27 protein-coding genes are annotated in these 25,269 nt (G+C 67.6%); 5 read left to right on the top strand and 22 right to left on the bottom strand.

What is annotated here, in order from left to right; translation table 11 throughout:
* Positions 1 to 10: 10 nt before the first annotated feature.
* The 8 genes from HNP47_RS06355 to xseA all read right to left on the bottom strand — a co-directional run bounded on the left by HNP47_RS06355 (position 11) and on the right by xseA (position 7,375).
* Positions 11 to 331, bottom strand: coding sequence for a hypothetical protein (locus tag HNP47_RS06355; RefSeq protein WP_184278778.1), 321 nt, complete (start codon positions 329 to 331; stop codon positions 11 to 13).
* Complete coding sequence (locus HNP47_RS06350; protein ID WP_184278777.1) at positions 328 to 1,335, bottom strand: adenosine deaminase; 1,008 nt, start codon at positions 1,333 to 1,335, stop codon at positions 328 to 330. The genes HNP47_RS06355 and HNP47_RS06350 overlap by 4 nt, the downstream gene beginning before the upstream one ends.
* Before the next feature lie 36 nt (positions 1,336 to 1,371).
* Positions 1,372 to 3,174, bottom strand: a complete 1,803-nt coding sequence (gene argS, locus HNP47_RS06345) for an arginine--tRNA ligase (RefSeq protein WP_184278776.1) — start codon at positions 3,172 to 3,174, stop codon at positions 1,372 to 1,374.
* A complete protein-coding gene (locus HNP47_RS06340; RefSeq protein ID WP_184278775.1) occupies positions 3,174 to 3,854 on the bottom strand; it encodes a Tat pathway signal sequence domain protein in 681 nt (226 codons plus the stop codon). Before HNP47_RS06340 ends, argS begins: the two co-directional genes overlap by 1 nt.
* Positions 3,855 to 3,974: 120 nt before the next feature.
* Positions 3,975 to 4,418, bottom strand: coding sequence for a PaaI family thioesterase (locus HNP47_RS06335; RefSeq protein ID WP_184278774.1), 444 nt, complete (start codon positions 4,416 to 4,418; stop codon positions 3,975 to 3,977).
* Between the two features lie 74 nt (positions 4,419 to 4,492).
* Complete coding sequence (locus HNP47_RS06330) at positions 4,493 to 5,059, bottom strand: DUF3035 domain-containing protein (protein WP_184278773.1); 567 nt, start codon at positions 5,057 to 5,059, stop codon at positions 4,493 to 4,495.
* A 170-nt stretch (positions 5,060 to 5,229) separates the two neighbouring features.
* On the bottom strand, positions 5,230 to 5,715 hold the full coding sequence (gene lspA, locus HNP47_RS06325; RefSeq protein ID WP_184278772.1) for a signal peptidase II: 486 nt from the start codon (positions 5,713 to 5,715) through the stop codon (positions 5,230 to 5,232).
* A gap of 64 nt (positions 5,716 to 5,779) precedes the next feature.
* Complete coding sequence (gene xseA / locus HNP47_RS06320) at positions 5,780 to 7,375, bottom strand: exodeoxyribonuclease VII large subunit (RefSeq protein WP_184278771.1); 1,596 nt, start codon at positions 7,373 to 7,375, stop codon at positions 5,780 to 5,782.
* A gap of 64 nt (positions 7,376 to 7,439) precedes the next feature.
* Here xseA and HNP47_RS06315 point away from each other — a divergent pair, with 64 nt between their 5' ends.
* The 3 genes from HNP47_RS06315 to purD all read left to right on the top strand — a co-directional run bounded on the left by HNP47_RS06315 (position 7,440) and on the right by purD (position 9,397).
* Complete coding sequence (locus tag HNP47_RS06315; protein ID WP_165115848.1) at positions 7,440 to 7,601, top strand: hypothetical protein; 162 nt, start codon at positions 7,440 to 7,442, stop codon at positions 7,599 to 7,601.
* Between the two features lie 16 nt (positions 7,602 to 7,617).
* The gene (locus tag HNP47_RS06310) at positions 7,618 to 8,049 is read left to right on the top strand and encodes a PRC-barrel domain-containing protein (protein ID WP_184278770.1); all 432 of its coding nucleotides are present in this window, start codon (positions 7,618 to 7,620) and stop codon (positions 8,047 to 8,049) included.
* 73 nt (positions 8,050 to 8,122) lie between these two features.
* Positions 8,123 to 9,397: a phosphoribosylamine--glycine ligase gene (gene purD / locus HNP47_RS06305; protein ID WP_184278769.1), complete on the top strand. Its 1,275-nt coding sequence runs from the start codon at positions 8,123 to 8,125 to the stop codon at positions 9,395 to 9,397.
* Between the two features lie 3 nt (positions 9,398 to 9,400).
* Here purD and HNP47_RS06300 read toward each other — a convergent pair whose 3' ends face one another.
* A complete protein-coding gene (locus HNP47_RS06300; protein WP_184278768.1) occupies positions 9,401 to 10,093 on the bottom strand; it encodes a murein L,D-transpeptidase catalytic domain family protein in 693 nt (230 codons plus the stop codon).
* Positions 10,094 to 10,207: 114 nt separating this feature from the next.
* Here HNP47_RS06300 and HNP47_RS06295 point away from each other — a divergent pair, with 114 nt between their 5' ends.
* Positions 10,208 to 11,533, top strand: a complete 1,326-nt coding sequence (locus HNP47_RS06295) for an amidohydrolase family protein (protein ID WP_184278767.1) — start codon at positions 10,208 to 10,210, stop codon at positions 11,531 to 11,533.
* Here HNP47_RS06295 and lpxK read toward each other — a convergent pair.
* The 5 genes from lpxK to HNP47_RS06270 are packed head-to-tail and all read right to left on the bottom strand — an operon-like array spanning position 11,518 to position 16,893.
* Positions 11,518 to 12,534 (bottom strand): tetraacyldisaccharide 4'-kinase, encoded by a 1,017-nt coding sequence (gene lpxK, locus HNP47_RS06290; protein ID WP_184279121.1) that lies wholly within the window; start codon positions 12,532 to 12,534, stop codon positions 11,518 to 11,520. The two genes, HNP47_RS06295 and lpxK, sit on opposite strands and share 16 nt — an antisense overlap.
* Positions 12,531 to 13,823 (bottom strand): 3-deoxy-D-manno-octulosonic acid transferase, encoded by a 1,293-nt coding sequence (locus tag HNP47_RS06285; protein WP_184278766.1) that lies wholly within the window; start codon positions 13,821 to 13,823, stop codon positions 12,531 to 12,533. The genes lpxK and HNP47_RS06285 overlap by 4 nt, the downstream gene beginning before the upstream one ends.
* 7 nt (positions 13,824 to 13,830) lie before the next feature.
* Positions 13,831 to 14,514: a lysophospholipid acyltransferase family protein gene (locus HNP47_RS06280; protein ID WP_184278765.1), complete on the bottom strand. Its 684-nt coding sequence runs from the start codon at positions 14,512 to 14,514 to the stop codon at positions 13,831 to 13,833.
* Positions 14,511 to 16,340 (bottom strand): ABC transporter ATP-binding protein, encoded by a 1,830-nt coding sequence (locus HNP47_RS06275; RefSeq protein ID WP_184278764.1) that lies wholly within the window; start codon positions 16,338 to 16,340, stop codon positions 14,511 to 14,513. The genes HNP47_RS06280 and HNP47_RS06275 overlap by 4 nt, the downstream gene beginning before the upstream one ends.
* 31 nt (positions 16,341 to 16,371) lie before the next feature.
* Positions 16,372 to 16,893, bottom strand: a complete 522-nt coding sequence (locus HNP47_RS06270) for a hypothetical protein (RefSeq protein ID WP_184278763.1) — start codon at positions 16,891 to 16,893, stop codon at positions 16,372 to 16,374.
* Positions 16,894 to 16,981: 88 nt separating this feature from the next.
* Between HNP47_RS06270 and HNP47_RS06265 the strand changes: the two genes are divergently transcribed.
* Positions 16,982 to 17,647 (top strand): fused DSP-PTPase phosphatase/NAD kinase-like protein, encoded by a 666-nt coding sequence (locus HNP47_RS06265; RefSeq protein WP_184278762.1) that lies wholly within the window; start codon positions 16,982 to 16,984, stop codon positions 17,645 to 17,647.
* 161 nt (positions 17,648 to 17,808) lie between these two features.
* Here the strand turns inward: HNP47_RS06265 and HNP47_RS06260 are convergent, their stop codons facing one another.
* From HNP47_RS06260 to HNP47_RS06225, 8 genes are all read right to left on the bottom strand, one after another.
* The gene (locus HNP47_RS06260; protein ID WP_184278761.1) at positions 17,809 to 18,015 is read right to left on the bottom strand and encodes a hypothetical protein; all 207 of its coding nucleotides are present in this window, start codon (positions 18,013 to 18,015) and stop codon (positions 17,809 to 17,811) included.
* 77 nt (positions 18,016 to 18,092) lie between these two features.
* On the bottom strand, positions 18,093 to 18,338 hold the full coding sequence (locus tag HNP47_RS06255; RefSeq protein ID WP_017505336.1) for a DUF4170 domain-containing protein: 246 nt from the start codon (positions 18,336 to 18,338) through the stop codon (positions 18,093 to 18,095).
* 111 nt (positions 18,339 to 18,449) lie between these two features.
* Entirely contained in the window at positions 18,450 to 19,247 is a 798-nt protein-coding gene (locus HNP47_RS06250; protein ID WP_184278760.1) for a 3'(2'),5'-bisphosphate nucleotidase CysQ, read from the bottom strand.
* Positions 19,244 to 20,599, bottom strand: coding sequence for a TldD/PmbA family protein (locus tag HNP47_RS06245; RefSeq protein WP_184278759.1), 1,356 nt, complete (start codon positions 20,597 to 20,599; stop codon positions 19,244 to 19,246). The genes HNP47_RS06250 and HNP47_RS06245 overlap by 4 nt, the downstream gene beginning before the upstream one ends.
* 39 nt (positions 20,600 to 20,638) lie before the next feature.
* On the bottom strand, positions 20,639 to 21,046 hold the full coding sequence (locus HNP47_RS06240) for an MAPEG family protein (RefSeq protein WP_184278758.1): 408 nt from the start codon (positions 21,044 to 21,046) through the stop codon (positions 20,639 to 20,641).
* Between the two features lie 3 nt (positions 21,047 to 21,049).
* Positions 21,050 to 22,819 carry a M14 family metallopeptidase gene (locus tag HNP47_RS06235; protein ID WP_221414926.1) on the bottom strand — a complete coding sequence of 590 codons (1,770 nt, stop codon included), beginning with the start codon at positions 22,817 to 22,819 and terminating at the stop codon, positions 21,050 to 21,052.
* 101 nt (positions 22,820 to 22,920) lie between these two features.
* Positions 22,921 to 23,553, bottom strand: a complete 633-nt coding sequence (locus tag HNP47_RS06230) for a hypothetical protein (protein ID WP_184278756.1) — start codon at positions 23,551 to 23,553, stop codon at positions 22,921 to 22,923.
* A 29-nt stretch (positions 23,554 to 23,582) separates the two neighbouring features.
* A complete protein-coding gene (locus tag HNP47_RS06225; RefSeq protein WP_184278755.1) occupies positions 23,583 to 25,112 on the bottom strand; it encodes a UbiD family decarboxylase in 1,530 nt (509 codons plus the stop codon).
* Positions 25,113 to 25,269 lie beyond the last annotated feature (157 nt).

Genomic DNA, 25,269 nt, shown 5'->3' with positions numbered 1-25,269 from the left:
AGGGTGTGGATCACCAGACAACCAGGCATATGACGAATGCAGCGAGGAAGGCCGCAGCGAGGACGAAAGCCACCCGTGAGACTTTGACGCAACGCGTTATGAAGCGGCTGTTATAGTGACGGTGTGCGTCGGAAAAGATCGTCCTGAACGACGGCCCTATGCCGAAGTAAAAGACATTTTTCGAGAAGTCGTAGAAGTCCGGGGTCTTTCGAGGAACGAGCCCGTTGCGCCTTCTGTGGTCGGCCGCGAGATGTGCGCCCATGCTGCTGATCATGCCTGTCGCCATACTCAACCAGCCAGCGATGCCCAGAGCGGCTTGAGCGGCATTCATCGCTGCGCGTAGGCATCAACCTCAGCCAGGTAGGCCGCCTTCTCCGCCTCGCCCAGGAACGACCCTTCGAAGCTGTTCTTCGCCAGCTGCGTCACCTGATCGCGTGTCAGGCCGACGGCCTCAGCCAGCCGGCTGTAGTTGTCGTTCACATAGCCCCCGAAATAGGACGGATCGTCCGAGTTCAGGGTGACGTGCAGGCCCCGGCGCAGCATCTCGGGGACGGGATGGTCCTTCAGGTCATCGACCACGCAAAGCTTCAGGTTCGACAGAGGGCAGACGGTCAGGGTCATCTGCTCGGCGGCCAGCCGCTGAACCAGCGCCGCGTCCTCCATCGAGCGATTGCCGTGGTCCATCCGGTCGATATTCAGCAGGTCCAGCGCCTCGTGCACATAGGCGGGCGGGCCTTCTTCTCCGGCGCGGGCGCACAGTTTCAGGCCCAGCTCACGCGCGGCGGCGAAGACGCGCTGGAACTTGGACGGCGGATGGCCGACCTCCGACGAGTCCAGCCCCACCCCGATGAAATGATGCAGATAGGGCTTGGCCGCCTCCAGCGTCGCGAAAGCCTCATCCTCGGTCAGGTGGCGCAGGAAGCTTAGGATCAGACCGCTGCTGAGGCCCAGCTCCGCCCTGGCCCGGTCCATGCCCGCGATCAGACCTTCGACCACCACGCCGAACGGCACGCCGCGGTCGGTATGGGTCTGGGGATCGAAGAAGATCTCGGCGTGGCGCACATTATCCGCCGCCGCGCGCTGGAAATAGGCGAAGGCCAGATCCTCGAAATCCTGCCGCGTCAGCAGGACGGCGGCCCCCGCGTAATAGATGTCCAGGAAGTCCTGCAGGTTCGAGAAATCATAGGCCGCCCTGACGGCCTCGACGCTGTCGTAGGGAATGGACACGCCGTTGCGCTGCGCCAGTTCGAACATCAGCTCGGGCTCCAGCGAGCCCTCGATGTGCAGATGCAGTTCGGCCTTGGGCAGGCCGGCGATATAGGCGTCGAGCGACATGGGCGATCTCCGGGAGGATGTCGCCCCGTCTATACCCTACATCCGCTCCGGCGTGTCGATGCCCAGCAGGTTCAACGCGATTTCCAGCTGGCGCAGAGCCGCAGCGGACAGGGCCAGGCGCGAGCGTTTGGTCGCTTCGTCCGGCGCAATCAGCACGGGGCAGGCGGCGTAGAACTTCGAGAAGGACTGGGCCACCCGATAGGCGTGTTCAGCGACCAGATGCGGCATCCGCTTGTCGTAGGCGTCCGACACGGCGGTCGAGAAGGCGTCCAGCGTCAGGGCCAAGTCGCGTTCGGCGGGTTCAGCGATGACGATGGCGCCGGGCGTCTGTCCCTGTTCGGCGCCTTTGCGCAGCAGGGATTTGATGCGGACCGATTGATACAGCAGATACGGTCCGGTCTTGCCCTCGAAGCTCATGAAGCGGTCGAGATCGAAGACGTAGCTGGTGGTGCGCGCATTCGACAGGTCGGCGAACTTCAGGGCGGCGATGGCCACCTTGTGCGCGATGGCCTCGAACTCCTCCGGCGACAGGTCGTCGCCCAGCTTGGCCTCGTGCAGGCGCTCGCGCGCCTTTTCGGTCGCCTGATCGATCAGGTCGCGCAGCTTCAGCACCCCGCCCGCGCGGGTCTTGAAAGGCTTGCCGTCCGGTCCGTTCATCGTGCCGAAGCCGAGATGCTCCAGCGCGCCCTGTTCGGCGTAACCGGCCAGATAGGCGGCGCGGAAGACCTGTTCGAAATGCTCGGCCTGGCGTTCGTCGACCACGTAGAGGGCCAGGTCGGGCGATAGAGCCTTCTTGCGGTCCAGGATCGTGGCCAAGTCGGTCGTGCCGTACATGGCCGAGCCTTCCGAGCTGATGACCAGCAGGGGCGGGGGCGACGGGGCCTCGATCACCGAGCCGTCGGCCAGCTTTTTCTTGCGCGTCTCGCCGGGCTTGGCGACGTGCACCACCTGGGCGCCGTCGTCCTCGACCAGCAGGCCGGTCTCCTCCAGGTGCGCCAGCATTTCCGGCATCTGCGGATCGGCGTCGCTCTCGCCGTTCCACAGGTCGAAATCGACCGACAGGTCGCCGTACTCGCGCTTCAGCGCCTCGCGGCTGACCGCCACGAAATGCTGCCACAGCGCGCGATAGCCGGGGCGGCCGTTTTGCAGTTCGGCCGTCGCCTTGCGGGCGCGGTCGCGGAAGGCCGGATCCTCCTTGGCCTTGCCGGCGGCCTGCGGATAAAGGCGGTCCAGGTCGGCCAGGGTGACCGGGCTTTCGGCCGGGAAGGGGCCGTCGCCTTCGACCATGAAAGCCTCGGCCAGACCCTCGTCGCCGCAGGCGACGATCAGCAGGCCCATCTGGAAGCCCCAGTCGCCGAAGTGGGCGTCGCCGGTCACATGGTCACCGCGGAAGCGGAACAACCGCTTCAAACTTTCACCGATGATGGCGCTGCGCAAATGGCCGACGTGCATGGGCTTGGCGACGTTGGGACCGCCGTAGTCGATGACCACCCGGCGCGGCTCGGCCACGGTCGCGGCGCCCGCGTGGTCTGCGTCGTTCGCAACCTCGGTCGCCCGTTCGGCCAGCAGCGCGTCGGAGAGCTTCAGATTGATGAAGCCGGGTCCCGCGACCTCGACTGAGGCGAAACGGGCATCCGCGCTCAGGCGCTCGGAGATCTTGCCAGCCAGTTCGCGCGGATTGGCCTTCAGCGCCTTGGCGGCGGCAAGCGCGCCATTGGACTGGAAATCGGCCAGGTCGGGGCGGTCCGACGGAGTGACGCGGGCCAGGGCGGGGTCCACGCCTTCGGCGGCGAAGGCGGCGGCGACCGCTTCGCTGAGGACGGTCTTCAGATCAGACATTATTGGCTCGGTGCGGAGGCAGGCGCGGCTGGCGTCGTGCCGGCGTTGACGCGGAAGCGGCTGCCGGAGCGGTTGAACTCGGCCATTTCAGGCGTCACGTCGAAACCGACCAGGATTTCGAAGTTGCTGCCGCTGGTCTCGATGCCGGCGCGTGGAATGACGATGGTGCGCTGTTCGGTGACCGAGGCGGTGCGCTGGCCCTCGAAGTTCACCGGCAGGTCGAAATATTCCTTGGACAGGATGGCGTTGTTCCGCTCGGTCACCGCGATCCAATAGCGGTAGGTGCGTTGCTCGCCGGCCGCTTGCGCGCCGCGGCCCAGATTGAACAGAACGTCCATATCGACGCGAATCGGATCGGCCTCGCGATATTCGCAGTCCGAAGAGATGCCTTCGATCTCGCCGGTGTAGCCGACATTGGCCACGGCGGCGCGGCCGCCTTCCAGTTCGACGTAGCGGGCGGCGTCGTAGAGGATTTTCACGTAGGGGCAGGGGCCGGCGTTGGCGCGGCGACGCAGGGGCGCAATGCGCGGCGCGCGCGACGGCGCGGCGTCTTCACCGGAGGCCTGTTGCTGTTGCCCGCCGCGCTCGCGTTGACGCTGGGAGGTCTGGGCCTCGGCGGCGACGGGCAGGGCGGAGGCCGCGATGGAGAGGGCGGCCAGGGCGGTGAACACGCGACGCATCAGCTTATTTTTCCGACAGCGAGAGAGGGCGCACGACGATCGGCGGCCGATCATCAACGCTCGCCGCTGATAGCGGCTAAAGCGAGGCGCGGCAAACGCTTGCTGCCCTCAGCGTCCCCCTCAGCGCTCCATGACCAGGCAGGTCGAGGTCGCGGTCGCATAGAGCTTGCCGTCCAGGCCGCGTAGATCGGCCTCCGAGAAGGCCGCGCGGCGACCGGCCTGAACGATCCGGCCTTCAGCCCGAACCGGCGTGCCGGCGGTCAGCGCCTTGTGAAAAACGGTCTTCAGTTCCAGCGTCGTATAGGTCTGGCCCGGCCGAAGCGTCGAATGCACGACGCAGCCGCAGGCCGAGTCGAGCACCGTCGCGATCCAGCCGCCATGGACCGTGCCAAGCGGATTATAGACGGCGGTGGTGGGGATGGCCTCAAACACCACCCGGCCCTCTTCCACTTCGGTCAGTTCGAAGCCGACGGTGCGGGCGATGGGCGCGATGAAGCCGCCCGTCATGCCCAGACGCAGTTGATCGATCCCGGACAGGTCGGCGATATCGACGGTTTCGGTCATGCAGACAGCTCCTGATCAGGTCCGTCTACAATAAGGACGGACGCTGCCGTGGCAAGCGCCCGTCGTATCGGTTTTTACAGGCCCGGCAGCTTGAAGCCGCTGCTGCGACGCGGCTGGATCGTGATGGCCTGCTGGCCGCCGGTCAGAGCTTGAAGGCGGGCGGCCTCAGTCGAGGCGTCGATGGTCTTCTGGCCTTCGGCCGTCTGGCGGACCGTCGGGGCCTGGGTCGAGGCGTCGTCCTTGCGCCAGAACATCAGACGGTTGGCGAAGCTTTCATCCTTGTGCGCCAGATCGCCGAACTCGTCATCGACGACATAGCGGGCTAGCGGGTCGGCCTGTTCGCCGCCGGCCTGGGCCACCAGGACCTGTTCGCCCGGCGTGCGGGTGACGGCCTGACGCTGACCCAGAAGGATCTGACGCGCGGCGCTTTCGGGGGCCAGTTCCTGCGGGCGCGGCTGGCCGGGCGCGGGCGGACGCAGGCCGTATTCCGGCGGAACGCTGAGCGGGGCGGTAGAGACAGTGACAAACTCGTCCGGCACAACCTTGGTCAGGCCGATGCCCTGTTTGATGCTGCCGCAGGCCGAGACGGCGAGCGCGGAGGAGGCGACGAGGGTCAGGACGGCGACACTGCGGATACGCATGGTTTCAGGCTCTGGTCGGCTGATGCAGGAAGCGCCGCGATGGCGCAGTCGGCATAGTGAAGACGGGGTGATTACGACTTTTCGACGGCCGCGCCAACCTCGGAGCCTGATCGGCCGAGGGGGCGATCCCGCCAAGGCCGTGAATCAGGCTCAAAAGAAAGGAAAGCCGATCAGGCTTTCGCGGGTTTGTCAGACACCAGACTGTCGATGATCAGCAGCACGACGCCGATGGTGATGGCGCTGTCGGCGACGTTGAACACCCAGGGAAAGACGCCGGTGCCCGAGAAGTCGATGAAGTCGACCACATAGCCGAAGCGGATCCGGTCGATCACATTGCCCAGCGCCCCGCCCATCACGAAGCCGATTGCGGTGATCAGCAGGCGTCGGTTCGACTGCGTCGCCCACCAGGCCAGGCCAGCCGAGACGACGATGGAGAAGATGGCCAGACCCCAGCGCGCTTCGCCGCCGCCGAACAGGCCGAAGCTGACGCCGGTGTTCTCGACCCAGCTGAAGTTGAGGATCGGCGGGAAGACGGGGATGCGGCCGACTTCCTGCAGCGACAGGCCGCTGATGATCCAGGCCTTGGTCAGCTGATCCAGGACGATGATCAGGAGGGCGAACACATAGGCGGTGACGGCGAGGCGCGTGATCTTCATGCGGCGCCGTTAGCAGGAAGCGGCGCCGGGGCGAAGCGGAAAACGCGGATCATATCCGCCGCCGTCAGAACAGGCTGCCCTGATCGGCGGCGGACGGCTTCGGCTTGGCCGCCGGACGCGGCGCGGACGGACGGGGTTCGCCGCCGTCGATCGTCGCGGGCTGAGCGCCGTCGCCGAACACCAGCTTGACAGACTGACCCGCCTCAAGCGCCTTGGCCGAGGTGATCCAGGCGCCATCTGCATCTTCCACACGGGCGAAGCCGGGCTTGGGACGTCCGGGGTCCAGCGTCGTCAGGGCCCGTGACAGCGCTGCAAGGCGATCGGCTTCGCGCTCCAGCCGGCGCGGCAGGACCCCGTCCAGTCGCGCGCCGACGGCTTCAAGCCGCGCCTGACGCTGGTCCAGCCGCCGATGTAGCGGTTCGGGCGACAGGCGGGCCGAGACCTGCAACAACCGCCGCTCGCCGCGCGCCACGCCGGCCTGAAGCGCGGCGCCCAGCCGGTCGCCGGCGCCGCGCAGCCGATCCTGCCCCCGCTCGATCCGTGTGCGCAGCAGGGCCGGGCTCAGCTTGCCGCCGGTCACCGCCAGATGCCGCTCGTGCAGGGCGACATTGCGTTGCAGGCCCGATCCCAGCCGGCTCGACACGTGGTCCAGCCGCTGCTGCGCCAGGGCCAGCAGGTCTTCCGGCCGCGCCGGCAGGCCGCGCGCCACCGCCCGCAGGCGCGTGCGTCGATCCTCGATCAGCCGCCCGCCCGCCTGAACCATGCGCCGGTCCATGTCGGCGACGGCGTAGCGCAGGTCCGCCAGCACCGGCGTCGCCATTTCGGCAGCGCCCGTCGGGGTCGGCGCCCGGCGATCCGACACGAAGTCGATCAGGGTGGTGTCGGTCTCGTGCCCCACGGCCGAGATGATCGGGATGCGCGCCGCCGCCACGGTCCGCGCCAGGCCTTCGTCGTTGAAGCACCACAGGTCCTCGACCGACCCGCCGCCGCGCGCGACGATCAGCAGGTCCGGGCGGGGGATCGGCCCGTCGGCGGTCATCGCATCAAAGCCGCGAATGGCGTTCGACACCTGACCGCAGGCCGATTCGCCCTGAACGACGACCGGCCAGACGATGACGCGGCAGGGCCAGCGTTCCGCGATCCGGTGCAGCACATCACGGATCACCGCGCCGGTCGGGCTGGTGATCACGCCGATGGTCGCGGGAAAGGCGGGCAGGGGCTTCTTGCGCCCGGGTTCGAACAGCCCTTCCTCACGCAGGCGGACCTTCAACCGCTCTAGCTGGGCCAGCAGGGCGCCGGCGCCGGCCGCCTCCATGCTCTCGATCACGATCTGATAGGAGGATCTGGCCGGATAGGAGGTGATCTTGCCGGTGACGATGACCTCCAGCCCCGCCTCGGGCTGGACGCCCAGGCTGCGCACCGACCCCTTCCACACCACGCCGTCGATGGCGGACTTGTCGTCCTTCAGCGTCAGATAGATGTGGCCCGAGGCGTGGCGGTTGACCTTGGAGACCTCGCCGCGCAGCCGCACATGGCCGAACCGGTCCTCCAGCGTGCGCTTTAGCGCGAACGACAGTTCCGAGATCGACAGGGGCGGATTGTTGTCGCGCGGGGCAGGGACCTCGGCCGGGCCTTCAAATACGTAGGAGTCGTCGCTCATGAAGACATCCTAGCCTGCGTCGATCCGCCCGGGAACGCTGCGCGCGCCCTGCCGTTCGACTTTCATGGCCGCCGACCCGCCCGGAACCGATCCTTCTGACCGCGACCCACATGAGCGCGATCTGTCGCGCCGCGCCGGGGGCGGCGGCGCCATGAGCCCGTGGCTGATCATCGGCTGCATCATTCTGCTGGGCCTGGGCGTCTATGTCGTCTCGGCCTTGCTCTAACGCCCAAGGAGGCCGTATGAACCGCTTCGTCCCGCTCGCCGCCATTCTTTGCCTGACCGGCGGCGTCGTCGCCTGCTCGGATCGCGACGACGATGTGGTTCAGGCCCCGGCACCCGGCGCAGCGCCCGTGGCCTTGCCGGATCAACAGGCGGATGCCGCCGCCTCAAACGCCGCCTTGGCCTTCAACATGACCCGCGATCAGCTGGAGGATGCGGACCTATATTCGCGCGCCAACGTCGATCTGGGCGACGTGGAAACCCTGGTGCTGGACGCCTCTGGCGCCCTCACCCATCTGGTCGTCGAACTGGAAGGGCCCGGCGACATGAAGGTGCTGGTTCCGGTCGCGGATGTTGCTCCGATCGACCGCAACGGCGACCGGGATCTGGTCACCGATCTGACGCCCGGTCAGCTTCAGGCCCTGCCGGCCTGGACCCCGCCGGCGCGCTGATCGGACGCTGAATGCGGCGTTAAGCCTGACGGGCGCTTGACCGGCCGGCGCCGGCCGGTCATTGCCCGATCTCATGAACATTCTTCTCGTCGGATCGGGCGGCCGCGAACACGCCCTGGCCTGGAAGATCGCCCAGTCGCCGCTGGTCACGCGCCTGGTCGCGGCGCCGGGCAACCCCGGCATCGAGAAGCTGTGCGAGCTGCGCGCCGTCAAGGCGGACGACGCCGACGGCCTGGCCGCCCTGGCCAGAGAGATCAAGGCCGATCTGGTCGTTGTGGGGCCGGAGGTGGCGCTGGCCGCCGGTCTGGCTGATCGTCTGGCCTCGGCCGGCATTCCTTGCTTCGGGCCGACCGCCAAGGCGGCGCAGCTGGAAACCTCGAAGGCCTTTTCGAAGGGCTTCCTCGAACGGCACGAAATCCCTACCGCTGGTTACGGCATCTATGACACGGTCAAGGACGCCAAGGCGGCGCTGGACGTGTTCCGGCCGCCCTATGTGATCAAGGCCGACGGTCTTGCCGCCGGCAAGGGCGTGGCCATCAGCCCCGACCGCCCAGACGCCGAGGCCGAAATCGAGCGGATGCTGGGCGGCCGGTTCGGCGCGGCCGGCGCCCGCGTCGTGATCGAGGAGTTCATGGACGGCGAGGAAGGCTCGCTGTTCGCCCTGTGCGACGGTCAACGCGCCCTGCTGTTCGGCGGCGCCCAGGACCACAAGCGCGCCTTCGACGGCGACCTTGGCCCCAACACCGGCGGCATGGGCGCCTATTCGCCCGCGCCCGTCTTCACTCCCGAGCTGGTGCAGCAGGCCGACGCGCTGATCGTCCAGCCGACGATCCGCAAGATGGCGGAGGAAGGCTCGCCCTATCGCGGCGTGCTCTACGCCGGCCTGATGGCGACCGACGACGGTCCCAAGGTGGTCGAGTTCAACGCCCGCTTCGGCGACCCGGAATGCCAGGTGCTGATGATGCGGATGGCGGGCGACATCGTCCCCTATCTGCTGGGCTGCGCGCGCGGCGACGTCTCGGGTCTGGCTTCGCCCGCCTTCAAGCCTCAGACGGTGATCTGCGTGGTCATGGCCGCCAAGGGCTATCCTGACAGCCCGCTGGAAGGCTCGATCATCCGCGGCGCCGATCAGGACTTCGGCCCCCATGTCCAGGTCTTCCATGCCGGGACCAAGCGCCGCGACGACGGCTTGCTGGCCGCCTCGGGCGGGCGCGTCCTGAACGTCTGCGCCGAGGGCGACGACATCGCCGAGGCCCGCGAACGCGCCTATGCCGCCATCCGCAGGATCGACTGGCCGGGCGGCTTCAACCGCTCCGACATCGGCTGGCGGGCGCTGGAGCGGGGTTGAGGCTTAAGCCGCTGCGAACAGCAGTCGGCCCTCGCCCATGCGTTCACGCAAGGCCGGCAGGTCAGTGTGGGCGACCGAGAAACAGCCGTAGCTGCGGCCCAGCTTGCCTTCGCGCGCCAGGAAGTCGGGATCGGCATAGTCGGCGCCGTGGATGATGATGGCCCGCTCGCGCGCCTTGTTGTTGGAGTATTCCAGCCCGTCCAGCAGGACGTTCGGCCCCTGTTGCGCGCCCCAGTTGGCGCCCGCCGTCGCATAGGCGCCGATCGAGGACATGTTGGAATCCGGCGTGTTGGAAAAGCGCTGGGCATAACCAGTATGGCTGGGGTCCGATCCCCGACCGTGGCAGGTGCGCAGCACCTTCACTTCACCCGCGATCAGGTCGACTTCGTACAACCGCTCCTCGCCCGAGAACTTCTGGAAATCGACCAGATACATCCGGTCGCGCAGCGGCAGGCGGTGGTGATGGGTGTCCAGCGCGGTCATGGCGCGCTCCATCAGTTCCTTGCGCACACGACCACGGGGGTCCAGCGGCGGAGGCGTCAGGGCGGCGGTCTGGACCGAGGGCAGACCGACCCGCGGCATGGCGATCGGAGTTCCGTTCTGAGCCGTCGTCAGCGGCGCCGTAGCGCTCGCGCTGGCGCATCCCGCCAGCATGGCCGATCCGCCCAGAATAAGTCCTCGTCTCGATAGCCGCATGCGACGCCCTCGTTGCGGTTGGTCTTGAGGCGTGTTTGTTTCAGTTGGTTACGGGCGAGGCAACCTGAGCCTTGTGGGGCATTTTTGCGGCCAACGCGTCGCGGGGAGAGATCGATGAAACGTTTCGGAATCGCGCTGGCGGCGCTGATGGCGTCGGCGGCGAGCGCTCATGCGGAGCAAACCCCCGTGGCCACAGGCGTTTCGACCCAACCCGACACAACGTTCGTTGAAGCCGGAAGGTTGCTTGCGGATCCGTCGAACGGCGTTGTGCAACGCGATAAAACTCTCGTGATCAGAGGGAACCAGGTCGTTGAGGTGCGCGACGGCTTCGTCGGCGACGCGTTGCAAGGCAAGGTTGTGGACCTGCGCCAGGCCTTTGTTCTGCCCGGCCTGATCGACAGCCACGTCCATTTGACGAGCCAGCAGAACCCGAACGCACGCCTTGAAGAGGTGACGCTTTCGGACGCGGACCAGGCGATGGTCGGCGCCCGCTATGCGCGTCGCACCCTGATGGCCGGCTTTACGACGGTGGCGGATCTGGGCGCCTCGAACCAGGCCATCTTCGCCCTGCGACACGCCGTTCGGAACGGCGACGTGCCGGGACCGCGCATCATTGCGGCGGGGTCGTCAGTGTCGATCCATGGCGGGCATGGGGACATCAACGGTTATCGCGAGGACGTCATGCACCTGCTGTCGTCCGAGAGCATCTGCTCGGGGCCTGAGGACTGCATGCGGGCCGTGCGCACCCAGGTTCGCGCCGGCGCCGACATCATCAAGATCACCGCGACGGGCGGCGTGCTGTCCAACACCGCCGCCGGCCTGAACCAGCAGTTCAGCGACGACGAACTGTCCGCCATCGTCGGCAGCGCCCACCGCATGGGCCGCCAGGTGACGGCGCACGCCCACGGCGTCGACGGCATCAACGCCTTCCTGCGGGCCGGCGGCGATTCCATCGAACATGGCACCTATCTGGACGACCAGTCGATCCGCCTGTTCAAATCGAACGGCGCCTGGCTGATCCCGACCCTGCTGGCCGGGGATTTCGTTGCGCGCATCGCCTCGGGACCCGACAACTTCTTCACCCCCGCCCAGACGGCCAAGGCGCTGGAAGCCGGGCCCAAGATGCTGGACATGGCGCGTCGCGCGCATGAGGGCGGGGTCAAGATCGCCTTCGGCACCGACTCCGGCGTTTCGGCCCACGGCGACAACGCCCAGGAGTTCGCGCTTCTGGTCCGCGCCGGCCTGAGCCCGCTTGAAGCCATCCAGGCCGCCACCGTCGACGCCGCCGAACACCTGCGCATCGCCAATGAGGCCGGGAAGATCGCCGTGGGCATGCCCGCCGACATCGTCGCCGTCTCGGGCGATCCGCTGTCGGACGTGACCGAGCTGGAGCGGATGAAGTTCGTGATGAGGTCCGGCGTGGTCTATCGCGCCGACTGAATCCTGTCGTTCAGGAAGGCGGCGAAAGCCGCCTCGTCCTCGAACCGGGCGACGACCGGCCAGGCGACGACGGCCTTGCGCTGCTCGGGCGTCAACCGGACCCAGTCCTTTTCCGTCGTAACCAGGCCAGCGTCGAACACTGCCGCCCGGTCGGTCAGGAACGTCATGTCGGCGGCGCTATAGGCCGCGTGGTCGGGGAAGGGGACGAAGTCGACCAGGTCGCAGCCCGCCGCCTTTAGCGACCGCTCGACCTTCCAGGGCTTGGCGATGCCGGCGAAACCGACCTGGGGCCCCGACGGCGGCGGCCCCTTGGGCGTCAGGCGCGCGACGAAGACGGGTAGGGCGCCGAACACGGCCAGCAGTTCGGGATCGGCCTCTTCGACATCCGTCGGCAGCATGACCACCACGGCGTCGGCGCGCGCCAGCCCGGCCTTCAGCGCCTCGCGCATCGGGCCGGATGGGAAGACCGATCCGTCGCCGAACGGCCATTCGTCGCCGCGCGTCTCGCCGTCCACGACGATCAGGCTGACGGTCTTTTTCAGCGCCGGGTTCTGATGGCCGTCGTCCAGCACCAGAGCCAGCGCGCCCTCCGTGACGGCGGCCCTGGCGCCCGCCACGCGATCGCGCGCGATCCAGATCGGCGCCCCCTGCACCAGCATCAGCGGCTCGTCCCCGACATCGTCGGCCGTATGGATTTGGGGATCGACCCGGACCGGCCCTTCCAGCCGCCCGCCATAGCCGCGAGACAAGCCTTGCGCCTCCACCCCCGCCGCGCGCAGCAGCCGCAGGGTCTCGCGCGCGACCGGCGTCTTGCCCGATCCGCCGACCGTCAGATTGCCGACCGAGATGACCGCGCAGCCGGGGTCGATCGGAACCGTCCGCGCGATCCGGCGCGCCGTCACGGCGGCCCAGACCCAGCCCAGCGGCTTCAGCGCCGTGCGCGTCATTCGGGCGTGGTTGCTGTCGCGCACATACCACCAGCGCGGCGTGTTCAGCTTCATCGCCGGCCCTGCCTTTGCGGCATCAGCGGCGACAGCAGCGCCCACAGTCGCTCCAGCCCGCCTCCGGCTTCGACAGCCGCGCGACGCCCGCGCTCGCCCATGGCTTTGGCCGCGTTCAGGTCTTCCAGCAGCGGCTCGATCACGACGGGCAGGTCGGACGGCGCCTGAACCAGGGCCAGGCCTCCCGCCTCGACCAGGGCTGCCGTCACCGGCGCCCAGTTCGACGCATCCGGCCCCGTGATCGTCGGCTTGCCCAGCCGCGCGGGTTCCAGCGGATTGTGCCCGCCGACGGGCGGCAGGCCGATGGCGGGCGCGAACGAGCCGCCCATCACCACCACATCGGCGAGCCGCAGGAACAAGCCCATCTCGTTCAGGGTGTCGGCCAGATAGATGTCGGTGTCCGGCCCGATCGTCTCGCCGCGCGAACGCATGGCGAAGGCGTAGCCGTCGCGTTGCAGGGTCTGGGCGATGTGCGCCCCCCGCTCGGGATGGCGTGGCGTCAGGATCAGGCAGACACGCTCGCTCAAATGGTCCAGCGCGCGCACGATGGCGATCTCTTCGCCCTCATGGGTGCTGGCGGCGACGATCACCGGCCTGTCTCCGATGGCGGCGCTCAAACGGCTGAAGGCGGCGGGATCGTGCGGCAGGGCCTCGCCGGACAGTTTCAGATTTACCAGCCCGTCGATCCGCGCGCCCATGCCCTCAAGCCGCTGGGCCGAGACCGCATCCTGCGGCAGCACCAGATCAAAGGCGCCGGTCAGCGCCCGCGCCGAGGCCGGAAACCGCGCCCAGCCCTCGACCGTCTTTTCCGTGATGCGCGCGCTGACCAGGGCCAGTTTCACGCCCCGCCGACGCGCTTCCAGCAACAGATTGGGCCACAGTTCGCTTTCGACGAAGACCGCAAGGCTTGGCCGCCAATGGTCCAGGAACCGCTCGACCACGCCCGGCGCATCGACCGGCGCATATTGGTGGATCACGCCCGTTGGCAGCCGTTCGGCCAGAATCTGCGCCGAGGTCACGGTGCTTGAGGTGACCAGAACGGTCAGATCCGGCCGCGCCTTCGTCAGCCGCTCGACCACGGGCAGCAGCGACAGGCTCTCGCCCACGCTGACGCCGTGCAGCCAGACCAGATCACCTTCGGGACGCGTGGTGCGGGTGAAGCCCATCCGCTCGTCCACCCGCACCGGGTCTTCCTTGCCCCGCCTGGCGCGCGCATCCAGCAGGCGCGGGGCCAGCGGCTCCAGCGCGCGCGTCGCCAGCCGATAGGCGATCAGCGGCAGCGGCGTCACGACATCCTCATGGTTTCAGGCCCGTGATCGCATCGGCCCGCGCCTCGACGGCATCCAGCCGCGCGGCCCAGTCCTTGCGGACGTGATCCAGGTCGTCGCCGGTCGGATAATCGGCGATGTCCCACACGATGGCGCCTTTGGCGAAGGGCAGGGGCAGAATTGCGCGGTCCCAGCTGTTCAGCCGGATGGCCGGATTGCACGACATGCCGATGAACAGCGTCGGCGCCTTTGAGATCTTGGCCATCATCGGCAGGCCCTCGGCCATCTGGCGCGCCGGGCCGCGCGGACCGTCCGGCGTGATGGCCAGGGCGCCGATCTTCAACTGACGCAGGCCCGCCCGCAGCGCCTGCGATCCGCCCTTGTCCCGGTCCGCCTTATCCTTGTTCGACGACGAACCGCGAATGGCGGGAAAGCCCTGGCGGGCCACGGCCTTTGCGATGAACTGACCGTCCGCTGACAGGGAAATCAACGCCTTGGCCGGCTGCGCGCGGTTCAGCGGCCAGCACGCCGGCGACAGGCCGATACGCGAATGCCAGAAGGCGCACAGCACCCCGCCGCCCCGGGCCCAAACACCCTCGGCCACCGCCTGGTTTTCATGGGTCCAGCGCATGGTGGCGAAGCAGAACTGCATCCAGTGCGCTAGGATGAAAGACAGGCTGGCCTGGACGGCCGGAATGCGCAGCGGCCTCACGCGACGGTCTCGACGGTGGGCGCGGCGCCGTCCAGCGACTGCTGGCGGGCCAGGCGGGAATAGAGGCCGCCTCGGGCGACCAGGACGTCGTGCGAGCCTTCCTCGACCACGCGCCCGGCCTCGATCACATAGATGCGGTCGGCGTTCCGGACGGTCGACAGGCGGTGGGCGATCATCAGGGTGGCGCGGCCCTGCATCAGCCGCTCCAGCGCCGCCTGGACCAGGGCCTCGCTTTCGGTGTCCAGGGCGCTGGTGGCCTCGTCCAGCAGCAAAATCGGCGCGTCCTTGACGAAGGCGCGGGCGATGGCGATCCGCTGGCGCTGCCCACCGGACAGACGCAGGCCGGCCTCGCCCGCCCGGGTGTCGTAACCTTGCGGCAGGGCGGTGATGAAGTCGTGGGCGGCGGCCGAACGGGCGGCCTCTTCGATCTGTTCCTGCGTCGCGCCCGGCCGGCCATAGGCGATGTTGGCGGCGATGGTGTCGTCGAACAGGAAGGGTTCCTGCGTCACCAGGGCGATGTGGTCGCGCAGGTCATGGATCCGAAGCGCCCGCACGTCGGCGCCGTTGATCGTCACCGCCCCGCCCGTCACATCATAGAAGCGCGGCAGCAGGCTTAGGATCGTGCTCTTGCCGCCGCCCGACGGCCCGACCAACGCCACCGTCTCGCCCGGCGCGACCCGCAGGGACACCCCGTCCAGAGTCGGCGCATCGGTCCCGGCGTAGGCGAAGGACACCTTATCCAGCACGACCTCCACCGGCCCAGCGGCCAGGGGCGCGGCGTCGGCCGCCTCGCGGATTTCAGGCTGGATGTCCAGGGCGCCGAATAGGCGCCGCGCGGCGGTGAAACCCTCGCTCATCACCGTGGCCAGGTTGGTCACCTGGCGCAGGGCCTGGCCGGCGGCCAACAGCATGCCGATGAAGGCGGCGAAGCCCCCTACGGTCATATCGCCCGTCTGCGCCCGCCATCCGGCGTAGGCCATGACGGCGGCGACGACGACATAGGCGACCAGATCGCTGGACGGACCGGCGAAGGCGCGGGCGTTGGCACCCTTGATGACGTGGCGCTGGCGACGGGCGACCACCTCGGCGACGCGGTCCTGTTCTGCGGCCTCGCGGTTCTCGATCTTGATCAGGCGAACCCCGTCCAGGTTCTCCATCAGGGCGGTGGACAGGTTCTCTGTCTCGGCCATGGCGCCGACGGCGGCTTTGCGCGTCTTGCGCCCGAAGCGCCGCAGCACCAGCGCCACCAGCGGCACGCCCAGCAGCACGACGATCGTCAGCTGCCAGTCGATGAACCCCATGTAGATCAGCACCGCGATCAGGGTCAGCAGGTTCTGGGTGTAGTTGACCACGCCCGAGGTGAAGGCCTCGCGCACCATATTGGCGTCGAACAGCACCGAGGAGACGAAGCCGCCCGAGTGCTGGCTGCGTAAGCGCGCCAGATCGGCGCGGATCATGGCCCCGAACAAACGGATCTGGATGTCGCCGACGATGGTGTGACCCAAACGATTGACGAGGGCGGCCTGGCCCAAAGCGGCGAGGGTACGCGCAATGGCGACGGTCAGGATGGCGATCGGAATCCAGACGACGGCCTTGTCCGCCGGAAAGGTCACAAGGCCGAACAGACTGATCGGCCTGGTCCCGCCCAGGAACAGACCGTTGACGGCCGGCTCGAGCAGTTTCAGCAGCGCCGCCGTCAGCAGGCCGGTCGTCGCCGCGCACAAGACCGACAGGATCAGCGATCCCTTGTGCTTGGACAGATAGTCGCGCCAAATCCGCGCCAGCAGGGCGCGCAGCGGCATGGTTTCGGAGGCGGCGACGGTCATCGGCTCTCGGTCGTCCGAGCCGCCGTTCAAGTCAAGGCTTGTCCGGCGACGGTTCCAGCGGGCGGCCCTGTTCGTCGGCGCGGAACAGGGTTTCGCCGGGCGCCTCCTGGATCCTGACGGCAGGCGGAACCGTCGGATTGGACGCGTATCGACGCCCGTCGAACGGCACGGCGACCTCATAGCCCTCGGTGATTCCGCCGCCCGCGACATAGACGCCCAGATCCCGTCGGCCATGGGTCTGTCGCTCCAGCAACCGGATCGGCGCGCGCGCGACGCTGATCTCGCCGACCGAGCGGTAGGTCGCGCCGGTTCGGTCCAGCACCAGCAGCCGGCATCCGCCCGAGCCGCACCAATTCGGCCCGGTCAGATAGACCAGGGTCATCGCCCCGTCCGGGGTGATCGCGGCCGTATAGCGGGTGGTGTCCAACGCCTCCTTGGCCCGGTCACGCAAATAGGCGATCAGGGCAGGGTCTTCGGGCGGCGGGGTCTGGGCGGCGGCCGCGCCGGCCCACAGGCTGGCGGCGACGGCGGCGGCTGCGGCGAGGGTTCTCATCGGGCTGTTCTCCGGTCTCGACGAACATTCCAACGCATCAGGATCGAGATCGGATGACGCGGCGGCGCCGGATCGCTATCTGGCGGGCATGGCGCGCTTCGACCTCTCGACCGCGATGGGCCGTTTTCGGGCGCATTGGCACTATTTCTGGGCTGACCACGCGTTTCTGCGCGTGGCCTTTTCCAACGCCCACTGGCTGGGCCCGGATCTGGTGCGCACCAACCAGCCGTCGCCGCGCCAGCTGGCGTATTGGAAGTCGAGGGGCGTCAAGACCGTCATCAACCTGCGTGGTGAACGCGACGAGGGCTATTACTGGCTGGAGAAGGACGCTTGCGAGCGGCTGGGCCTGACCCTGATCGACGCCCCGCTGGACTCGCGCGATCCGCCCGAGACGGTGCGCATCCACCGCGCGCGCGCGCTGTTCAAGACGATCCGGTATCCGGTGCTGATCCACTGCAAGTCCGGCGCGGATCGGGCGGGGATGATGGCGGTCTTTTATCGCCATTTCCACCTGGGCGAGCCGATCTCGGTCGCCATGAAACAGCTGTCCAAGAAATATCTGCACTCCCGCGAGGGGCTGACCGGGGTGCTGGACTATACGCTGGAGAAATATGTCAACGAGATCGAGCCGAAGGGCATCAGCTTCATCGATTGGGTCGACAGTCCCGACTACGACCCCAAGGCCATCCGCGCCGAGTTCAAGGCCGGCTGGTGGGGCACGCTGGTGACCGACAAGCTGTTGCGGCGCGAGTAGGGGGCTTTCCGTCGTCCTTCCGGGGCGTCCGCAGGATGGACCCGGAACCCAGGGATGCGGTTGCGGCATCTACCGGGTCAGGCGTCGAAGATGTCCCCCTGGGTTCCGGGTTCTTCGCTGCGCTCAGCCCCGGAATGACGGTCCTAACTGAGGAAGCGACTTCAGCCCCATGGTCCGGTCTTTGGCGCGTCGGGATCATTTTCCCGCGCCTCGGCGGCCAGTTCGGCGTCGCGGCGCGCCTTGCGGTCGGCCTCCCACCGTTTGAACCAGCGGGCGTCGTTGATGTGGCCGCGCAGCGAAAAGCTGAAAAGCGCCAGCACGGCCAGCAGGCTGACCAGTTGGAAGATCTGTTGCGGTTCCAGGTTCATCGTCGTCCTCGCCTACAGATCAAAACGTCGGATCGAGGAGCCGGTTCGGCCCCTCGATGTCGCACTCGATGCTCAGATCAGGCCGCGTCGCCGCGTGGATCGATCAGCTTGTGGGCGTGCAGGATGAAATAGCGCATGTGGGCGTTGTCCACGGTCGCCTGAGCGCGCGCCTTCCAGGCCTTCTTGGCTTCGTCATAGCTGCCGAAGGCGCCGACGAACTCGACCTGCGACAGGTCGCGGAACGTCGGCTCGCCCAGGTGACGAAGCTCGCCGCCGATCACGATGTGCAGAAGTTGCGGCGGGACGGCGTTCTGATCGGTCATCGGAAATCCTGAAGGCTGGGCCGGGAGGCTTTGGGGGAGGGAGGTTTGCGCGCGGCATAGGCCGAGAACGCCCTCGGATCAATGTTGGCGGGGGTTTTTCCGCCCCCCGCCTCAGGTCGAAAGCGGCACGTTTTTACAGCGCCGCACGATCATCGGCTGGATGATCGGCGCCGCGCAGACCAGGCTGGCCTGACGCGGATCGGGCCGGTTGAAGGCCCACGGCCGCCCGTGGTGATCGCTGACCCTGGCGCCGGCTTCGGTCGCGATCAGCCAGCCCGCAGCGACGTCCCAGTCCCATTTCGGCGTCAGGGCCAGGGCGGCGTCAAAGGCGCCGGCGGCGACCAGCGCCATCCGATAGGCCAGGGCGTTGCGTTTCTCGAACCGCATCGACGGCCAGGGTTCTTCGTCGAAATAGGGCGCTTCGATCAGTCGCGCATCGCCCAGGATCGAGGCGTCCTCCAGCGTATCGACATCCGAGGCGTGGATGGGTTTGCCGTTACGTCGCGCCCCGCCGCCGCGCGTCGCCACATAGGTCTCGTCCACCTCGGGCGCATGGATGACGGCGGCGACGACCTCGCCGTCCTCGACCACGGCGATGGGCACGCACCACCACGGCGTCCGCTTCATGTAGGCGACGGTGCCGTCGATGGGATCGACCACGAAGATGCGTCGTTTCGACAGGCGCTCGGCCGTGTCCGCCGTCTCCTCCGACAGCCAGCCATAGTCGGGCCGCGCCGACAGCAGCCGGTCCCTCAGCATGGCGTCGACCTTCAGGTCGCCGCTGGTGACGGGCGAACCGCCGACCTTGGACTCGATCTTCAGGCCCGCCTCGCGCTCGGCGATGGCCAGCGCCCCGGCGTCGATGGCCGCCTGGCGGATCAGGTCGAGGTCGGCGTCCAGGTCCATCATTTGCCTGCGATGGCCACCGCATCGAACATCAGGCTGGGCACATTGAATCCGCCTCGGAACTCCAGGTCCGACCCGCGCTCGATGCGCAGGTAAAGGTCGGTCAGCTTGCCCGCGACCGTGACCTCGCTGACCGGATAGGCGATGACGCCGTTCTCGAACCAGAAGCCCGACACCCCGGCGGACCAGTCGCCGGTGTTGCCGTTCAGCGACGGGCCGAACATCGACGTCACCAGAAGGCCGGTCCCGGCGTCGGCCATCAGCCCCGCCAGATCCCGCTCGCCTGGTTCCATATGCAGATTGTGGGTCGAGACGCCGGATGGCCCGGCCAGACCCCGCGAAGCATGGCCGGTGGTTTCCAGACCCAGTTGTCGGGCTGAGGCGCTGTTCAGCAACCAGGTGGTCAGGACGCCGTCGTCGAACAGGGCGCGCTTCTGGACCGCCACGCCTTCGTCGTCGAACGGGGTCGATCCCATGCCGCGCGGGCGGAACGGATCGTCGATCAGTGTGACGCCCTCAGCGAACACGCGCTGGCCCATGCGGTCCTTCAGGAAGGAGGTGCCGCGCGCGATCGACGGGCCGGAAATGGCGCCGATGGCCGGCGACACGATCTGGCCCGCCATCCGATTGTCGAAGATCACCGGGGCAGTGGTGGAGGCGATCTTGCGCGGCCCCACGCGCGCCACGGCGCGCTCGCCGGCGGTGCGGCCGATCAGGTCGGCGCCCGGCAGGTCGGACAGGTGGCGGGTCGAACGGCTCTCGCCGCCGCGCTCCATCGCGCCGTCCTTTTCGGCGATGACGCCGACGCCCAGCGAGAAGGCCGACCCTTCATAGGCGCCGTCGAAACCGTGAGAGGTCACAAGCCGCCAGCGGGTGGACGACCAGCCGGCATGTCCGCCTTCCGACCGCGCCACGCCGGGGACCGCCAGGGCCGCCGCCTCGGCCTCGGCCGAGACCTGTTCCAGAGTTTGGGCGGTGCGTTCGCTCGGATCGAACAGGTCAAGATCGATGAACGGCCCCCGCGCCAGTCGATCTTCGGAAGCGAAACCCGCGTGGGGATCTTCCGGCGCCAGCCGCGCCATGGCCACGGCCCGCTCGACCAAGCGCTGCTGGGTCGCCGGCGATAGGTCCGAGGCCGAGACCGACGCCTGCCGTTGGCCCACGAACACGCGCAGGCCCAGGTCGCGCGATTCCTCGCGTTCGACATCTTCCAGCTTGCCGTTGCGCACCCCGACCGACAGGGATCGTCGATCGGCGCTGACCGCCTCTGCGGCGTCGGCGCCGGCCTTCAGCGCGGCCTTGACGATGTCGTTGAGAAGATCGGTGGAAACGGGCGCAGCCAGGGTTTCAGTCATGCCCCGATATGGCGGACGCCCCGCTGCACCGCAACCGCGTCAGACGACGGCGAAGGCGATCAGGCCCACGGCGGCGCTCAACAGCGCCACCCAGGTCAGCAACATGCCGATCACCCGCCCCAACGATGGCCCGGTCTGGAACAACAGACCTAGGGCATGGATCACACGCCCGGCCAGCAAGGTCGCGCCGACGCCGTGGACCATCCAGGCCGGCGCCCCCATGGCGGCCAGCAGCAGCATGGCGATCATGCCCGGCGTTGCATATTCCACCAGATTGCCGAAGGCCCGGCTGGCGGCCATCAGGTCCGCGTTCCCGCCGTCCCCGAACGACACCATATGCTTGCGTCGTCCGCTGACCACGATGCCCGACAGCACCAGCATCATCAGGATCAGCAGGCCGCTCCACAGGGCGGCGGCCTGGACAGCGTACATCAGCGGCGTGGTCATCGATCAGTCCTCACGCCCGACAGGGTAGAGCAGATAGTGGTCGTCATAGAAGGGCGTGCGTTCATAGAACCAGGCCAGACGCGCCTGCGGATCGGCGGCGAACGTGGCGTCGGCCGCCACCTTGGCCTCGAACTCGGCCTTCAATGCAGGGTCCGCCGCCATCATCTTGTCCGCCAATGGCGCGATGGCGTAGGCCTCGATATATTCGACGCGGCTCATCACCTCGGGGAACATGCCCCAGGCGAAGAAGCTCTCGCTGGATTGCGGCTCCAGCAGCAGCACGACGATGTCGCCCAGCGGCTGATCCGTCGGCACCCGCACCGAGCCGGTCGGATACGTCCAGTCGCGCTTCTCGACCTCGACCTTCTTCACCGAAGCCTGAACGTGACCTTCGTTGGCGCGGGTCGCCAGCTTGGGTTCGACCAGGCGCAGCATCGACAGGTTCACGGTGCGCGCAGCCTCGACGGTCTCCATTTCGATCCCGTGCGTCTTCAGACGCTCGATGATGTCGGTGCGATAGCCCGGCACCCAGTAGGCCGTAGGCCGCGTCAGGGTCAGGGTCGGCTTGGAGCCATAGAAGGGCATCTGCCACAGGTCAGGATCGGGGCGGCCCAGCCAGCGGATCTCCTTCCGGCCCGAGGCGGCGCTGTCGTACATCTCATACAGCATGCCCTTGAAGGGCCGGGTGGACGACGCCGTCTCGTCGGCCTCGAAGTTGGCGGGGATCTGCGCCGGACGCAGGGCCTTGTCCTGATCCGTCGCGGCGCGAAGACCCGCGCCCTGATCGGCCAGCAGACGCATCGCCTCCTCGATGAAGACATAGGTGCCCAGCACCCGCTGCTCGTGCGGTTTCAGGCTGTGGTTCTCGATCAGGATGGTCGGCACATGGGCCGCCGCGCCCCAGCCGTTGGAGAACCGCTCGCCCAGGCCGCCGTCCGACAGGCCCTTCTTGGGTTCGTCGTCGTCGATACCGAAGACCAGTTCGCCGGGGATGTGGCCCTCGCGTTCCAGCGCGGCGTTCATCGCCGGCTTGAAGACCGAATCCAGCCAAGCCGAGCCGTTCGGCGACCGGCTGAAGGTCCCGTCCTCGCCGTTGAAGCCGTAGGTGACATCGTACTGGTAATCCATGCCGTCGGTGACGTGGACGTCCACGTAAAGGTCCGGCCGGTATTTCAGGATGAGGCCGCGCACGGCCCGCATCTCGGGCTGATCCAGCTTCAGATAATCGCGGTTCAGGTTCTGGTTGGTCGCCGTATTGCGCCAGCCCTGGATGCGCGGGCCGCGCTGGTTGGGGCGGGAATAGGGGCCAGAACGCTCGTGGCCGTCCACGCTCAGGATCGGGATCAGGATCAGGTTGACCCGGTCCAGCAGGGCGTCCTTTCCATAGAAGGCGATGTCGCGCAGCAGCATCATGCCCGCGTCCTTGCCGTCGATCTCGCCGGGGTGGATGCCGGCCTGGATCATCAGCACCGGCTTTGCGGGATCGAAGGCCGCCCCGTCCTTGGACGCCATCACCGCATAGATAGGCCGGCCCTCGGGCGAGACGCCGAACTGCTCGATGCGGATCCGATCGCTGGCGGTGTCCAGACGATCGAACCAGGCGCGGGTGTCGGCATAGTTGGGGCTGAAGTCATGGCCCGGATCGGCCTCGAACGCGGTGACCCACGGATCGCTCGCATCGCGCAGCAAGGCCTTGGACGCGCCGTCCCAAGCGGGGGCGGGCGGCAGGAAGGCCTGATCCCACGGGGCGGTGTTGGGAAGCGTCTGGGACATGGCGGGGCTCACGCTACAGGCAAGGGCGGCGACCAGCGCCGAAACCAGAAGAGGGGACTGCATGGCCTTTCGTGAGCCGATTGCGCGGCCCTGACAAGGTTTCAACCGCCCCCGCCCAGGACCGGCGCCCAACCGCCGGCCTTGAGCAGCAGGGCCGCCGAGTTCCCCGTCTGCCAAAGACTGTACAGCAGCACGACGATCAGGGCGCCGACCGCTATCCGGCGCCATGGCGCAAACGCCGCCGTCGCCGTGCCGATCACGAAGATGGCCACCCCCACCCACAACCGCACCGAGTGGGCGATCTTGGCGAAGCCGGGATTGAGCTGGGCCAGGATGATCACGATCACCGCCACGATCAGATTGGCCGCCAGGATGCAGCCGAACACCAGTCGCCGATGCGACCAGAAGTGCGCGTCCAGATCGATCTTTTGGTCGCCGCCTTCGGCCGAAACACGTGGGAAGGTTACGCTGGCGGCGACGTAGAAGGTCGCCGCAATGGCCAGTGAGACCAGCAGCACGAAGGTGTTGAACGGCGCGCCGCGGAAGATGACCCAGGCCTGGTTCCAGAAGGTCGCAATGTCGATGGCCACGAACAGGGCCAGCATCGGCGTCAGCCAGCCGAACCGAATCCGCTGCTTCTCATGCAGCACCCGCGCGAACCCGCCGACCAGTTCGGCCACGGACAGCCCCAGCAGCAGGCCGTAAAAGCTGAAGAAGAACTCGAATGCGCTCACATCGCCCCCGGCGTGACCAAAGGCCAAGCTTATTTCCAGATCGGCGTTCCGTCACCCGGCAGGCCGAGACGGCCCCACAGGTCGTTGACCCGTTCGACGACCGCCGCGTCCATGCGAATCTCCTCGCCCCATTCGCGCTTGGTCTCGGGCGGCCATTTGTCGGTGGCGTCCAGCCCGATCTTGGAGCCCAGGCCGCTCTCGGGGCTGGCGAAGTCGAGATAGTCGATGGGCGTCGACTCGATCACGGTGATGTCGCGCGCCGGGTCCATCTTGGTGGAGATGGCCCACATGACGTCCTTCCAATCGCGGGCGTCGATGTCGTCGTCCACAACGATGACCCATTTGGTGTACATGAACTGGCGCAGATAGCTCCAGACGCCCAGCATCACCCGCTTGGCGTGGCCCGGATAGGCCTTCTTCATCGACACCACCGCGATCCGGTAGCTGCAGCCCTCAGGCGGCAGCCAGAAGTCCGTGATCTCCGGGAACTGCTGGCGCAACAGGGGAATGAAGACCTCGTTGAGCGCCTCGCCCAACACGCTCGGCTCGTCCGGCGGCCGGCCGGTGAAGGTAGTCAAATAGATGGGGTCGCGGCGCATGGTGATGGCGCTGACCTGAAACACCGGGAACTTTTCGACCGAATTGTAATAGCCGGTGTGGTCGCCGTACGGGCCTTCGTCCTCGAACTCGTCCAGCAGGACGTGGCCTTCCAGCACGATCTCGGCCTGGGCCGGAACCATCAGCGGCACGGTCTTGCAGGGGACCAGCTCGGCCTTGGCGCCCCGCATCAGGCCGGCGAACTGATATTCCGACAGGGTGTCCGGCACCGGCGTCACCGCCGCCAGGATTGTGCCCGGATCGGCGCCCAGCACGACCGCGCAGGGCAGAGGCTCCTTGGGCCGGGCCTTCTTGTGCCGGGCATAATGTTGCGCCCCGCCGCGATGCGCCAGCCAGCGCATGATAGCCTTGTCCTTGCCCAGCACCTGCATCCGATAGATGCCCAGGTTGAAGTCGTCCTCGCGGTCCTCGCTCGGCCCCTTGGTCACGACCAGGCCCCAGGTGATCAGGGGGGCCGGCTCGCCGGGCCAGCAGGACTGGACGGGCAGGGCCGTCAGGTCGATCTGGTCGCCCTTCAGCACCACCTCCTGCACCGGCGCCTTCTTCACCGTCTTGGGCCGCATCGACATGACGGTCTGGGCCAGGGGCAGCATCTCCATCGCGTCGCTCAGGCCGCGTGGCGGCGTCGGATTGCGCAGGAAGGCCAGCAGTTCCCCAACTTCGCGCAGTTCGCCCGCCGTCGTCCGGTTCTTGCCCTCCAGCGTCACCCCCATGGCGACCCGCTTCACCGTGCCGAACAGATTGGCCAGGCAGGGGATGGGGCTGATCGTGCCGTCGGGCATCACCGGCTTTTCGAATAGCACCGCGGGTCCGCCGTTCCTGAGCAACCGCGTCTGGATCTCGGTCATCTCCAGCACGGTGGAGACGGGTTCGGACACCCGCACCAACTCGCCCTTGGCTTCCAGCTGGTCGATGAAGTCACGCAAGGATTTGTAGGCCATGAGGCTTCCGCTCTTAAATCTTCCGCTCATCCCCGCGAAGGCGGGGACCCAGCGCTGTGGGCGTTGAGATGTCGGCGGGACGGCGCTGCCCTCGATCCTCCGACACCCCGCCAAGCGAAAGAACTGGGTCCCCGCTTTCGCGGGGATGAGCGGTTCT

This window comes from Brevundimonas vesicularis, assembly GCF_014204545.1.
In the GTDB taxonomy this organism is placed as follows: Bacteria; Pseudomonadota; Alphaproteobacteria; order Caulobacterales; family Caulobacteraceae; genus Brevundimonas; species Brevundimonas vesicularis_B.
The sequence above is the reverse complement of the archived record's forward strand: the minus strand, read 5'-3'. Positions and strand labels throughout refer to the sequence as shown.